General features: G+C 69.5%; 14 protein-coding genes and 1 pseudogene. 8 read left to right on the top strand and 7 right to left on the bottom strand.

Annotated elements, in window-relative coordinates; genetic code table 11:
* Positions 1-328 precede the first annotated feature (328 nt).
* The 4 genes from I847_RS0111315 to I847_RS0111330 all read left to right on the top strand — a co-directional run bounded on the left by I847_RS0111315 (position 329) and on the right by I847_RS0111330 (position 3,676).
* Complete coding sequence (locus tag I847_RS0111315) at positions 329-898, top strand: hypothetical protein (protein ID WP_155856122.1); 570 nt, start codon at positions 329-331, stop codon at positions 896-898.
* Positions 899-913: 15 nt separating this feature from the next.
* Complete coding sequence (locus I847_RS0111320; protein ID WP_155856123.1) at positions 914-2,125, top strand: sensor histidine kinase; 1,212 nt, start codon at positions 914-916, stop codon at positions 2,123-2,125.
* A complete protein-coding gene (locus tag I847_RS0111325; protein WP_028049776.1) occupies positions 2,122-2,784 on the top strand; it encodes a response regulator transcription factor in 663 nt (220 codons plus the stop codon). Before I847_RS0111320 ends, I847_RS0111325 begins: the two co-directional genes overlap by 4 nt.
* Before the next feature lie 160 nt (positions 2,785-2,944).
* On the top strand, positions 2,945-3,676 hold the full coding sequence (locus I847_RS0111330; RefSeq protein WP_028049777.1) for a hypothetical protein: 732 nt from the start codon (positions 2,945-2,947) through the stop codon (positions 3,674-3,676).
* A gap of 312 nt (positions 3,677-3,988) precedes the next feature.
* On the opposite strand, the gene I847_RS25685 is transcribed toward I847_RS0111330, so the two are convergent.
* On the bottom strand, positions 3,989-4,273 hold the full coding sequence (locus tag I847_RS25685) for a hypothetical protein (RefSeq protein ID WP_028049778.1): 285 nt from the start codon (positions 4,271-4,273) through the stop codon (positions 3,989-3,991).
* Positions 4,274-4,528: 255 nt separating this feature from the next.
* On the opposite strand from I847_RS25685, the gene I847_RS0111345 reads away from it, so the two are divergent.
* The 3 genes and pseudogenes from I847_RS0111345 to I847_RS26755 all read left to right on the top strand — a co-directional run.
* Entirely contained in the window at positions 4,529-4,852 is a 324-nt protein-coding gene (locus I847_RS0111345; protein WP_028049779.1) for a hypothetical protein, read from the top strand.
* A gap of 121 nt (positions 4,853-4,973) precedes the next feature.
* Entirely contained in the window at positions 4,974-5,180 is a 207-nt protein-coding gene (locus I847_RS26750; protein ID WP_155856124.1) for a hypothetical protein, read from the top strand.
* Between the two features lie 234 nt (positions 5,181-5,414).
* A pseudogene (locus I847_RS26755) lies at positions 5,415-5,564 on the top strand (IS3 family transposase); the annotation flags it as partial.
* A 115-nt stretch (positions 5,565-5,679) separates the two neighbouring features.
* Here the strand turns inward: I847_RS26755 and I847_RS26760 are convergent.
* The 5 genes from I847_RS26760 to I847_RS23365 all read right to left on the bottom strand — a co-directional run bounded on the left by I847_RS26760 (position 5,680) and on the right by I847_RS23365 (position 10,797).
* Complete coding sequence (locus I847_RS26760) at positions 5,680-5,823, bottom strand: hypothetical protein (RefSeq protein ID WP_155856125.1); 144 nt, start codon at positions 5,821-5,823, stop codon at positions 5,680-5,682.
* A 34-nt stretch (positions 5,824-5,857) separates the two neighbouring features.
* Positions 5,858-6,604, bottom strand: coding sequence for a PIG-L deacetylase family protein (locus tag I847_RS0111365; protein WP_028049780.1), 747 nt, complete (start codon positions 6,602-6,604; stop codon positions 5,858-5,860).
* 44 nt (positions 6,605-6,648) lie between these two features.
* Positions 6,649-7,410 carry a sigma-70 family RNA polymerase sigma factor gene (locus tag I847_RS23360; RefSeq protein ID WP_369751721.1) on the bottom strand — a complete coding sequence of 254 codons (762 nt, stop codon included), beginning with the start codon at positions 7,408-7,410 and terminating at the stop codon, positions 6,649-6,651.
* 211 nt (positions 7,411-7,621) lie between these two features.
* The gene (locus I847_RS0111375; protein ID WP_028049781.1) at positions 7,622-10,021 is read right to left on the bottom strand and encodes an FtsX-like permease family protein; all 2,400 of its coding nucleotides are present in this window, start codon (positions 10,019-10,021) and stop codon (positions 7,622-7,624) included.
* Positions 10,018-10,797 (bottom strand): ABC transporter ATP-binding protein, encoded by a 780-nt coding sequence (locus I847_RS23365; RefSeq protein WP_231384186.1) that lies wholly within the window; start codon positions 10,795-10,797, stop codon positions 10,018-10,020. Before I847_RS23365 ends, I847_RS0111375 begins: the two co-directional genes overlap by 4 nt.
* A 123-nt stretch (positions 10,798-10,920) precedes the next feature.
* Here I847_RS23365 and I847_RS0111385 point away from each other — a divergent pair, with 123 nt between their 5' ends.
* On the top strand, positions 10,921-11,475 hold the full coding sequence (locus I847_RS0111385) for a TetR/AcrR family transcriptional regulator (RefSeq protein ID WP_196804546.1): 555 nt from the start codon (positions 10,921-10,923) through the stop codon (positions 11,473-11,475).
* 336 nt (positions 11,476-11,811) lie between these two features.
* Here I847_RS0111385 and I847_RS0111390 read toward each other — a convergent pair.
* A partial coding sequence (locus I847_RS0111390) for a helix-turn-helix domain-containing protein (RefSeq protein ID WP_028049636.1) occupies positions 11,812-12,027 on the bottom strand: 216 nt, incomplete at its 5' end.

Raw genomic sequence — 12,027 nt, forward strand, 5'->3', positions numbered from 1 at the left:
GTTCACTGCGACTGGCGGTAGCGGCTTGGGTCGCCTGCCTTGCATGAGGTTCGCTCGGTTCGACGATCTCGCATCTACCTGGCCGGGCACCGTTCGTGATGTGGAACGCGTTGTAGGTTTTCGGACCTGGTTGGACACCGAAGAGGAGAGCAATCGCCGACCGCTCAGCGGCAGGGGCACTTCGAGGCATCGGACCGACACGGACCAGCCTGCGACGGCGTCGGGCTGGACCACGCGACCCGCGCATGACCGCGTTCGGCGGGTTACGGCGCGGCGGGGGGAGTCGTAGTCTCGCTGGTATCACCTCCTACCAAGGGTTGTGACCGCCATGGCCATGCATGCCTACCTGTACGACTCGACGCTGCAACCTGTGGGGCCGCTCGGCATCGTCGTCAGGCTGCACGGCGGAACTGACCTCGGGCGTTTCCCGAAAGAATTCGACGCAGCGTTCTTCTCGCCGTGGCCCGCCGCACTGGCCGCCGGCGCGGAGTTCGCGGTCCGCACGGAGAGTGAGGACGGGGCAGCAACCCGTTGGCGCATGCCACAAGAGGTGTTCGACCTGCGAGCGGTCACGAAGAAGGGCGATTCGAACGTCGCCATCGTCATCCTCGAACGGACGGGGGTCCCCGCGCCGCCTGTCGTAGCGGGCGGCGGCAGCCTCAGCCACAGCAAGGGCATCGAGGAGCACGGCATCCTCGAGGAGCTTAAGCGCCACTCCCCGACGTTCGATGCTCTGGGCACGGAGGCGGCCGCCCAGCAGAATCTCAGCGCACTCCCGGGCGCGGACGGTGGCCCGGCAACCGCTCAGCTCGCGATACCCACGTACACGCGCACTGTTGGAGTCCCAGGAAACCTCTCCCTCAACCGGAGCCTGTGCCGCATCCTCCACTGGGACTGAGCGGGAGGCACGGACGTGCTGACGACGCACCGGAGGGCAAGTCCATGGTGGCGCGACGTCGGCATCGCGGTGGCGGCCGTCGCCCTTGACGCCGTCCTGCTCACCGGCCTCTCCCAGGAGGACGACCAGGTCGGCTGGGCGGGCCCGCAGCCCGCGTGGTTGATCGTCGTCGCGGCCCTCGTATCCGTCCCCATACTCACGTTCCGTCGACGAGCGCCGATGCGCGTCTGCCTCGCGATGTCGCTGTACGCGGTCGTCGTCACCGCCGCACTGGGCTCGCGGCCCGTCGTCTCGCTGCTCGTCGCCTTGTACAGCGCCGCCGTCCTCTGCGACCGGTCTCGGGCCACCGTCTGCCTGCTCGGGGTGCTCGCGGCGAGCGGGGTCGCCGTCGCCTACGAGGCGTCCTTCCCGACGGTCGCGCCGGGCGACGTCGTCCTGGTCGCCGTCCTGTACGCCGTGCTCGACGTCTCGACGTGGGCGGCCGGTCTCTGGGGAGCGGGCGCCGCGGCCCGCGACAGGGCCAGAGCGCTCGAGGAGTCGCGCGTACGGCTGGCGCAGCAGGCGGTCGTCGACGAGCAGCTCCGGATCGCCCGCGAGCTGCACGACATCGTCGCGCACGCCGTGACCGCGATGACCCTGCAGGCCGCAGGCGCGAGCAGGGTCGTCGCCACCGACCCGGACAAGGCCGCACAGGCGATGACGTCCGTGCAGGCCCTCGGCCAGCAGGCGATCTCGGAGCTGCGACGGCTCCTCGTAGTCCTGCGGGCCGGCGACGACCGCGAGCTGCCCCCGCGGGACGACCACGGCATGGCCGAGGTCCCCGCGCTCCTGGAGACCTTCGAGTCGAGCGGTCTCCCGGTCCGGTTCACGTCGCACGGCCGTGCGCGGGACCTCGACCCGAGCGTCGGCCTGGCCGCGTACCGCCTGGTGCAGGAGTCCCTGACGAACGCCGCCAAGCATGCCGACGGCGCGGAGGTGGACGTGGTTGCCTCGTGGCTGGCGGACTCGATCGAGCTCCAGGTGGCGAACACCATCCCGGAGCGGTCGAGCACCGACCCCGCCCGCGACCTCGACGGCGGCTACGGCCTGATCGGCCTGCACGAACGGGTCCGGCTGCTCGGCGGCTCGTTCACGGCGACGCGTCGGGACGACGGCAGGTTCGTCGTGACCGCGTCGCTGCCGACCGCCGGCACGGAACGGATCCCGGCCGACGCCGGTCGACCGTGAGCATCCGCGTCGTCCTTGCCGACGACCAGGCGCTCGTCCGCGCGGGAATCGAGATGCTGCTGAGCGCGGAGCCGGGGATCGAGGTCGTCGCAGCCGTGCCCGACGGCGCCGAGGCGGTCCGCGCGGTCGCCGTGCTGCGCCCCGACGTCGCCGTGCTCGACGTGCGGATGCCCGTCCTGGACGGGGTCGAGGCGACCCGCAGGATCGTCGAGTCCCGCGCCGAGAGCTCCGCGCTTCCCGCGGTCCTCGTCCTGACCACCTTCAACCTCGATGCCGCGGTGTACGCAGCGCTCAGCGCCGGCGCCTCCGGCTTCATGCTGAAGGACGCCGCACCGACCGACCTCGCCCAGGCCGTGCGCGCGCTGGCGGTCGGCAAGGGCTGGCTCGATCCCGACGTCACCCAGTCGGTCATCGAGCGGTTCTCCTCCCGCCCCTCCGGCCCGGCCCACAGGGACCCGCGCCTCGACACCCTGACCGCACGCGAGCGCGAGGTGCTCCTCTGCCTCACGCGTGGCCTCTCGAACGCGGAGATCGCGAGCGAGCTCTTCATCGGCGAGGGCACGGTCAAGACGCACGTCAACCACGTCCTCGACAAGCTCGGCGTGCGCGACCGCGTCCAGGCCGTGGTGTTCGCGTACGAAGCGCATCTCGTCGGATAGCCGCTCACTCTCCCGACAGGCAGAGGACGGATCTCCGCCTTCTCGCAGACGCGCGCAGAGACTGCCCGCCGCAACGATCTCCTCACCCCAAGACCTGGGGCCCGACGGAGATCGTCGCCCTGTCGACGCAGCTCCGGACAACCACCGTGAGGAGCCCGACATGAACACGTTGCATCGCGCCCTCGTCGCCACCGCAGTGATGGCGGCGATGTCTGTTGCGCTCGCCCCGCAGACGCTCGCAGCCGAGAGCGCCCGTGGAGCCACCGAGACCGCGCAGGTGGCCGCCGCCACCAGCGACGCCGAGACGGCGGCCGGCTACCTGAAGCAGTGGATGTTCGATCCGAACCATCCAGGACACCTGCTGTACACGAAGTCGAGCTTCAGCGGTCCGGCCAGCCGGAACACCAACCTGAAGAACAAGCTGGAGCACCGGTTCCTGCAGTGGGAGTCCCAGACGTGGGGCATCAACCTCGGCTGGACCGACGACGCGTCGCCTGCCACGGCGACCAGGGTCTCCCGCTGGTTCTTCACCATGGGCGACGAGGCACGTCCCGTGCGGTACGGCGACCTCGTGGCGATCGGGAACGGCGGAAGCCCGTCCTACATCCGCTACGCGAGCCGCACCTTCGGCATCAACCTCGACTGGTCGAAGACACCGAGGTACGAGTGGAAGCTGCTGGGCGGCAAGGTCGGTGAGCCGGTGCGATCCGGCCAGTGGCTGGCGATCTACAACACCGTGACCAAGCAGCCGCTCATCTACTTCGACCGCAGCGTCGGCGGCGATATCGGGTGGCCCGACAGCGAGACCTGGGGTGAGCAGATCACGGATGCGGCGATGGCCTTCATCAAGGAGCACTGGGACGAGGGTCTTGCATTCCTCCTCCTCGCCTAGCCCGACCTCTGGGCTGCCGGCCGGTGACAACCGGCCGGCAGCTCGAGCGTCGACGGCTCCAGGGCGGGCGACAGGGCACTGATCAGTGCGTGGCTGTTCGAGTCCTGGCTGATCTCCCACGCGCGCCATCGCACCGCGCAGGTGCAGCGCCTTGATGAGCTTCGTCCGCTCGGCGATCGACCGGGGCTGGAGTCGGCGATCAGCGTCGGGACGGTTGCCGGCCCGGTGGTCCGGCCCGGGTGCTCCGCCGCCGGCGTTGAACAGGTACGGCTCGCGGGCTCGAGCCGGCGCCGATCGCGGTCGACAACCGGCTCACCCTGCACGTCGTCTGGGATCGCTGTTCGACTTCAGAGCCAATCGTCCCAGCGCCGATTTCTCAGTCTCGAAGGCCAGGGCCATCGACGCGTCGTCGCTGCCGACGAAGTCGTCGACCAGCCGCATCGACCGGATCCGGTAGCCGGCCTCGAACAGACTGCGGAACACCGACGCCGAACCGTCCACGATGTCGGTGTGCACCACGAGCTCGCCCCGGGCGACCTCGCCGTCCGCGAAGCCGTGATGGGTGAGCGCCACATGCCGCAGGTCCAGCAAGTCCACCGGGGCAGCCGGGACGTCACACCGACATCCGGGCGCCGGTCGCAGCCGGCGAGCAGGACGCCAGCACCGCGACCGCCACCACCGCGGGTCCGAGACCGCTCACCAGGACCCTCCCGCACGCGAACGCCCTCGAACGCCGTCTGCCGAAAGGTAGAGCTCGAATCTCCTCCCTCCTGCCGACGCAGGCGGAGACGTCCCGCGACGACGCTCGTCTCGACACCCCACAGCACGACCGACGAGATGGGAGCACCAGAAATGACGCACAACCTTGGTCGCCTGATTGCGGCAGCTGCACTGGTCGTGGGCGGGATCGTCGTCACGGTTCCGTCTGCACAAGCGGTCCCGGTCGGCAGCTCCGAGAACCAGACCGAGATGGACAAGCTGAAGGAGGACGGGTACGAGTGCGGTCGCATGGGCATCGGCGGCTATCTCTGCACGAAGACGGGCTCCCCCGACCAGGTGTGTGACAACGCCGGGAAGTGCGCGTCCCTGCTGGTGGGCCGTCCGGGCCGCCCGATCGTGACGCCGCCGACCACACCCCCGGTCAAGGGGGGCACCCTGCCGCTTCGGACGCCGTGACGCCCCCTGCATCACGGAGGGCCTCACCCGTGTCTTGACGTCACCAGCTGTTCGGGTTGCCGGCCGGCGCCGACCGACCGGCAACCTGCCCGCCTACCGCGTTCCCAGGGAGGTGAACGACATGACGACTCCACGACCCGCCAGCTCCTGGCCGGGCGAACCGGTGTACGTCGTCTACCACTACAACGACGGCCACGACTTCGTCACCGAGACTGTGCTGCGCGCCGAGGTGACCGCCTACATGCCGCTGCTGTGCGCCACCCCGCTCGACGCCGACCACTACGTGGCGACGTTCGGCACGATCGAGGTGCGGGCCGCCCGGGGATGAACCGCCTACGCTCGAAGGTCCAGGGCGGTGACGCCGAGGTGCGACCGCTCGACCGCGAGGTTCAACACTCGCCGGTGGTCGGCATCGACGGGATGCGTCGCGCTGCGAGCCACGACCTGGGCCCGGACGATGTCGTCCGTCTCCACTGCGTCGACCAGAAGCAGGGCCCCCTCGCCTCGACCAGCACGGCGAGCTCGTGCCGGATCCCTCCCGGATCGTCTGCTCGGCCTCCGCGAGGACGTCGAGCTCGCCACGCTCGGCTGGGTCCACTGGCACAACACCCAGCGCCTGCACGGCTACCTCGGGGACATCCCGCCAACCGAGTTCGAGACCGCGTTCTACGCTAGCCACGGGAGCGACCAGGCCCGGGTCGAAATCCCTTAGCCCGAGCCCTCCACCGGACCCAGGGCGATCCACGCGGAATCAGACGACGCACTCAAGCTGGCCGGGGGAGACGGCGCGCGTCGACCGATGATCGCCGCGCCCGCGCGGCCTACGATCACGCGTAGAAACCCTCCTCCTCGGTGCTGCCAGCCTGGAGGGTCTCCTCCAGGCTGGCAGCCTCACGGGTCAGCAGGAACTGGTCTGGCATCCAGTGCCGCAGCACAGGGCGTCGTCGCAACAGTCGGCGCTCATGGTTCACCTCCCTCCGTTGTGAGCTCTCGCGGGAATGGAGGTCAGACGCTGGCGGTGTCGAAGCGCTCGAGGAGCACGGCGTGCGGGACGCCCATCGCCAGGCCGCCCGCAGCGGTCATGTCCCGGAGGAAGACCGCTGGGTCGAAGGGGCGACCGAGGCTCGCGAGGTAGCGGGCGTGGCACCGCAGGGACCTGGCGCCAGCGTCGAGCCAGTCGGTGACGTCCACACCGTGTGTCGGCGCGCCAGAGCCCATCGTCAGGACGGCGCGGACCCCGGCGTGCGGCTCGAGGCCCTCGTCGGCGGCGAGCTCCGGGAAGATCCAGCGGTTCGCCGCGTCCTTGGCGGCGTCGAGGGTCGCCAGCGCGACTGCCCGGTGGTCCGGCTGGTTGAGCTGGCGGGCCCCGAAGGTCAACCGTTCGGTCGCCGTCAGGAGCCGGTCCGGGGCGGTCCGGCGAACGACGCGCGTGATGTCGCGCCGCAGCGCCGGACCGTACTCGACCAGACCGTCGGGGTGGTCCAGGAACCACACGTCGCGCACACCGACGACCGCCGCGCTGGCAACCTGCTCGGCACGGCGGATCTCGCGCGCCTCGCGCGGGACAGTGTCGGCCATCCCTGCTTCGCCGTGGGTGACGACGAGGTATCCGACCCACTTGCCGGCCGCCGTCCACCGCGCGACTGCACTGGCCGCGCCGTACTCCAGGTCATCGGGGTGAGCGACGACGGCAAGGAGGCGCGACCAGTCCTCGTCCAGCGGTTCTACACCGTGCTCTGCATTGGGATCCATGCACCTTCAGACGAGGCAGTCGCCACATGGACGCAGCCGGGGTCCTAGTAGGCCCCGCACGCCCCGCAGCCCACGCGATCGAGGGCCTCGTGCGAGGCGACGGGTGCGAAGTCCAGAACCCGTCCACGCGCGTCGCGATCGACGTCGCAGCACTGCAGCAACAGCTCGCGCAACCGGCCCCGACCGCGCTGCACCCGCGACTTCATCCCCGACACAGAGACCTGTGCCAGGGCCGCGGCCGCCGCCTGGGTATGGCCGGCCACGTCGACCATCCTTAGCGCGTCCGCCTGGTCAGCGGGGAGCAGCTCGAGCATGGGGATCAAGCACTGGGCCAGCTCCGTCTCTGCCGTCGTCTGGTCCGCGAGCTCGCTGAGCGGCTCGTCGACTGCGAACTCGTCGACGAGCACCTCACGGCGCCGGACCGCGGACCGGTAGTAGTCGACGATCGCGTTGCGGGTCGTCGTGTACAGCCACCCGACGATGCGCTGCTCATCCAGGACCTCGACGCTCGTCGTCATCCGCAGGAACACCAGCTGGAGGATGTCCTCTGCGTCCGAAGCCGAAACCCGACGCTGTACGAACGTGCGGAGATCGGCGGCGAATCGCACCCACGCCGCTTCCACCTGAGCGCTCTGCTCCTGTGTGACCACATCCCACCTTTCGACTTCGTCCTTCCCGGGCACGACGGTCGCACACAGCTCCGACCGATCTCGACCACGCGTCCGATCGCTCCGTCGGAGTCCGACGTGTACCGGGACTGCCACAACGACAGACGCCCGTCGGCTATCGACGGGGTCTGACGTCACCTACCAGCAAATTCGACCACCCACGCCGCAGCATCAGTGGCGTGTCATGCGGTGCTCGACGCCCGACTTCACTTGCCGTGTGGGTTCCATGAGCCCAGGTCGAGCCCGTTGATGCTCACATGGATGGTGACGAGCAGAAGTATCACGGCAAGCAGTGAAAGGACGACGATCCGTCGACGAGACATGGCAAATCTCCATTCGTGCGCAGGGATCAGACGACGGCGAGCGCGTCGCGGATGGTGAGGCGGGACGCACGGCGGGCCGCCCCGGCCGAGGCGAGGCCAGAGCCCAAGAGCGTCAGGACGGTCCACAGGAGGACCGCTGCCGGAGCGATGGACAACGGCAGCGCCTGACCGAAGGCGCTGCGGCCGAAGAAAGCGGCGAACGCCGCCGAGACCGGCACCGAGATGGCTATGGCGACAACCAGGCCGGCCAGGCCGACCAGCACGCCCTCGGTGACAACGAGTCCGCGTACGGCCCTGTCGGTCGCGCCGAGGACCTGCATGATTGCGAACTCGCGGGTCCGTTCGGTCACCGAGGTGCTCTGCGCAGAAGCGAGTCCGAGCAGGGCGGTCGCCGCAATGAGAAGGGAGATCGCAACGAGCGCCTCGATCAGCACGAAGACGTGGCCGTCGAGGGCGGAATGCAGGTCGTCGGTGGTGAGGCCCTGCTCCACCTGGAAGTTGGCGTCATCGAGTGCCTGCTCCACCGAGGCGAGGATCGCGCGGCGGGCGGGCGGGTCCTGCGCATCGGTGACCGCACGAACCATTCGGGCAGCCGTCGTGGGGGCAGTGGCCTGGGCGACGTAGGCAGCGCCCTGCGTTCCGAAGTCCGACGCGATGCCGACGACGTGCCAGCGGGTCGTGCGTCCCTCGACCGACAGCGCGATCGTGTCCCCGACTGTGGTGCCTGGCGCCTGTTGGGTGATCGCTGCGGTGTTGAGGACGATCGCGTCGCTGTCACCCGGCCGTAGCCATCGACCGGCACGCATCGGAAGGGTGATCAGCGAAGTGCCGGGCGGCGGCGCCATGAGCATGAAGCTTCCATGGCCGTCGTCGGGGTAGACGTGTGAGGTGTCGATGCGACCATCGACGGCAATGCTCACCGGTATGCGGGCCCATGCCTCGGCGTCGCGGACGCCCGGGACCGCACGCACGACGTCGGCGACCCCGTCGGGTGGCGCATCGGCGGCGAGCCGCACCTCGACGTCGTAGTGCCGGTTGTCCACGCCAGTCTGTACGAGCTGCGTCCAAGCCCGCGCCGAGTTGAGGCCGGTCATGAACGCAACCCCGGCGACGGTCAGCAGACCGACTGCGAGTACGAGCCGGACGGGTCGGCGCGCCAGGCCACGGATCGCCATCGCCTCGGTCCGTCCCAACCCAGGCAGGCGGCCCAGACGCGCCCCCAGCCGTCCGACCCTGCCCGCCGGGTTGCTGCCGTGGTCATCGATGGCGTCGCGCACCGTTCGCCGGCTGCCTCGCACCAGAGGCGGCAGGCTCACCAGGACGGGAACACCCAGGCCCGCCACGAGCACAATGGCGAGCACCCACCCCGGCACCGATGACGATGACACGTCAAGGTTGAGCAGGTCACCGGCGGCCCCGGCCATCGCCCGCCCAAGCAGCACGCCCGGATACACCGCGACAGCGGTGGCCACGAGGGCGATGGCCGCGACCATGGTCAGGTACATGCCGAGCACCTGGCCCGTTCGGGCACCTATGGCCTTCATGGCACCGATCTGGCGCACCTGACCGGCGACCATGCCGCCCAGCATCGTCGCGACGAGCACGGAGCTCAGTAGCAGAGCGACAAACCCGAACGCGAGCAGGACCGTACCGACGGTGGTCATCTGCCCGTAGTGCGGATGGCGCAGTGGCGGTGGGACGTCGATCGCGGTGACGCGCCCGCCCAGCGCGGACGCGACGCGCTGCGCGACGGGCTCGACGGCGGCTGGGTCGCCGCTAGGTCCTGCGGTGTCACCGACCGCGATCTTCAGCTCCGTGAGGGTGGAGGATCGTCCCAGGAGCTCGAGTGCACTAGTGGTGACCTGGGCATAGGCGGTCCGCTCCTGTGCCGCCGGTGCGACACCGGGGTCGTGCACGGAACCTGCGACTGTCATCGTCATCGTCGCCCCGCCAGGGACGCGCACCTCGATCGGGTCGCCTAGTCGGACGCCGAGGTAGGGCAGGGCTGTCCGCTCGAGGAAGACACCCCGCGGGTCAGGGGGCCAGATGCCGTCCTCGACGCTGACGCTGCTGAGCCGGCGCGGGTCGTCGGGCGCGCTGACGAACAGGAGCAGCGGTTGCCAGCCGCCGTCGCCGACGCGGACACGTGCCAGGACCTGGTCGCGAGCGATGGCGTCCATCACCCCGGGCTGGTCCTTCGCGACGACGACATCCTTCTGCGTCACGCCCCCAGGCACGTGAAGCGTGGCCGATGCGGGGTTGCCCGCCAGGTAGTTGTCGGAGATCTCTCGGCGCAGGATCGACTGGGCGGTCAAGAATGCGGCGACGAGTGTCACGCTCAGTGCGATCGCGGCCACCATCCCGAGCACACGCAGCCGGACGGACCAGACGTCGCGCGCGATCTTGCGCCACCGCAGCCGGCTCATCGGACAACCGTCTCGGCGACGCCGAGCGTGGCGCCAGCGTCACGCGGTTGGGCGATACGACCGTCGGCGAGCGTTACCTGCCGGTTCGCGAACCTGGACACGTCGTGCTCGTGCGTGACCATCACGATGGTCCGCCCCTCCGCGGCCAGACCGGCGAACAGCTCCAGCACGTGGTCGCCCGTCGAACGGTCGAGGTTGCCCGTCGGCTCGTCGGCGAGCAGGACCGGGGGATCGTTCGCGAGCGCCCGGGCTATGGCGGCACGCTGCTGTTCCCCGCCGGACATCGCCTGCGGGAGCTTGTCTGCCTGGTCGGCGATCCCGACTCTTTCCAACAGCGACAGTGCACGCGCGCGCCGGTCGCTGGTCTTGTACGTGGCACAGAAGTCCATGGGGAGCATGACGTTCTCGGCCACCGTCAGCGTCGGCAGGAGCTGAAAGAACTGAAACACCAGGCCGATCGACCGCCCTCGCCAAGACGCCAGACGTGAACCGCGCAGCAGATCGACCCTCTCCCCCGCCACGGTGATCTCACCGCCGGTCGGACGGTCGATACCCGAGAGCAGGTGGAGCAGAGTCGTCTTGCCACTGCCGGACCGCCCCACAACGGTGACAAGCTCGCCGGGACCGATATCCAGATCCGTAGGGTGCAGGGCCGTGAACCCGGCGCCGTAGGACTTGCAGGCACCGCGGACTTGGACTCGATGGATCATGTCTCGCTCTCCTGGACGTTGTGTACGTTGCTGAACACGATGTACGGTTCGGACGCCAGAGACCATCCACAGATCGGTCGCCGGTGTCCGTTCCCGGACGGATCACGGCCAGATGTACGGGGAAGCGCCATGGAGGACCGTCGACGACGCCGCACCCGGGCAGCACTTCGCAGCGCGATGGGCGCGCTCATGGTCGAGAAGGGGTACGACGCCCTCACGGTCCAGGACCTCATAGACCGTGCCGACATCGGGAGGTCGACCTTCTACTCCCACTACACCGACAAGGCGGACCTGCTCGGCGACATGCTGGCCGAGCTGCGCACGGAGCTTGAGCGGGATCCGGCCGGCGGTCCGGTGGACCGCCGGCGACCTCTCCGCTTCAGCCTGTCGATGTTCCGGCACGTCCGGGACGAACGCGAGTTGCTGCGCGCGGTCCTCGGTCGGCGCGACACACAGCGAGTCACTCACGAGATTGAGGCGATTCTGACGAGCCTGGTAGCGGCGGATCTCCAGGTCCTCGCCCGCGCCAGCGATCCTCCCCGCGTCCCGCTCGACCTGGTGGCGCAGTCTGTCGTGGCCACCTTCATGGCGGCACTGACCTGGTGGATCACTGACGGGTTTCGTCGCACACCTGAGGAGATGGACGCGCTGTTTCAGATCCTCGCAGCGCCGGGCGTCCGCGCCTCAATCCCTCCACGAGCGTCAGACCGAGCCCGACCTGACGGAGCCGCGCTACTTGGCTGAGCCAGCAACCCAGGCGACGTCCACCATGGTTGGCTCGAATCGGCCGGGCGCACCGATTCCCACTCGATTGACCCGCGCTTGGGACGTTGCGCCGAGCGGATCTCCTCCAGACGAGGTCAGGCAGCGCGCTCCGCAGAGGGCGGATCCTCTGTCTAGAGGTCTACGCATCCCTCGACCGTCATGCTCCGCAGGAGTAGAGCAGAGCACATCCTCCGGCCAAGACCCACCCACCCACCCACCCACCCGTGGATGGTTGTCGGGATGCATGAAGATTGACCGCGGCCGAGCGGCATGGTTTGACCAGCTGCCCTCCGGGGCTAGCCCGTCCGCCTCGACCTACGCGGGAGCCAGGTCCTCCGAGGCCGCCAGCCAGGCCCGTGGCGAGGACCCGATTCCCTGGGTGAACGCTCGGGAGAACGCGGCAGGCGTCGCGTAGCCGAGCGCGGTCGCCGTCCGGCCCACGGACGCCCCGGAGCGGAGCCGCTCCTGGGCGACGGTGAGGCGCCAGTTCGTCAGGTACTCGGCGGGCGGCTGGCCGACCAGCTTCCTGAA

This window comes from Cellulomonas sp. URHD0024 (genome assembly GCF_000426185.1).
In the GTDB taxonomy this organism is placed as follows: domain Bacteria; phylum Actinomycetota; class Actinomycetes; order Actinomycetales; family Cellulomonadaceae; genus Cellulomonas.

Coding starts and splice junctions, on each gene's coding strand:
- I847_RS26750 (WP_155856124.1), top strand. CDS start 4,974: ATGACGACTCCACGACCCGCCAGCTCCTGGCCGGGCGAACCGGTGTAC.
- I847_RS23365 (WP_231384186.1), bottom strand. CDS start 10,797: ATGGTCTCTGGCGTCCGAACCGTACATCGTGTTCAGCAACGTACACAA.
- I847_RS0111375 (WP_028049781.1), bottom strand. CDS start 10,021: ATGAGCCGGCTGCGGTGGCGCAAGATCGCGCGCGACGTCTGGTCCGTC.
- I847_RS0111345 (WP_028049779.1), top strand. CDS start 4,529: ATGACGCACAACCTTGGTCGCCTGATTGCGGCAGCTGCACTGGTCGTG.
- I847_RS0111365 (WP_028049780.1), bottom strand. CDS start 6,604: ATGGATCCCAATGCAGAGCACGGTGTAGAACCGCTGGACGAGGACTGG.
- I847_RS0111315 (WP_155856122.1), top strand. CDS start 329: ATGGCCATGCATGCCTACCTGTACGACTCGACGCTGCAACCTGTGGGG.
- I847_RS0111330 (WP_028049777.1), top strand. CDS start 2,945: ATGAACACGTTGCATCGCGCCCTCGTCGCCACCGCAGTGATGGCGGCG.
- I847_RS0111385 (WP_196804546.1), top strand. CDS start 10,921: ATGGTCGAGAAGGGGTACGACGCCCTCACGGTCCAGGACCTCATAGAC.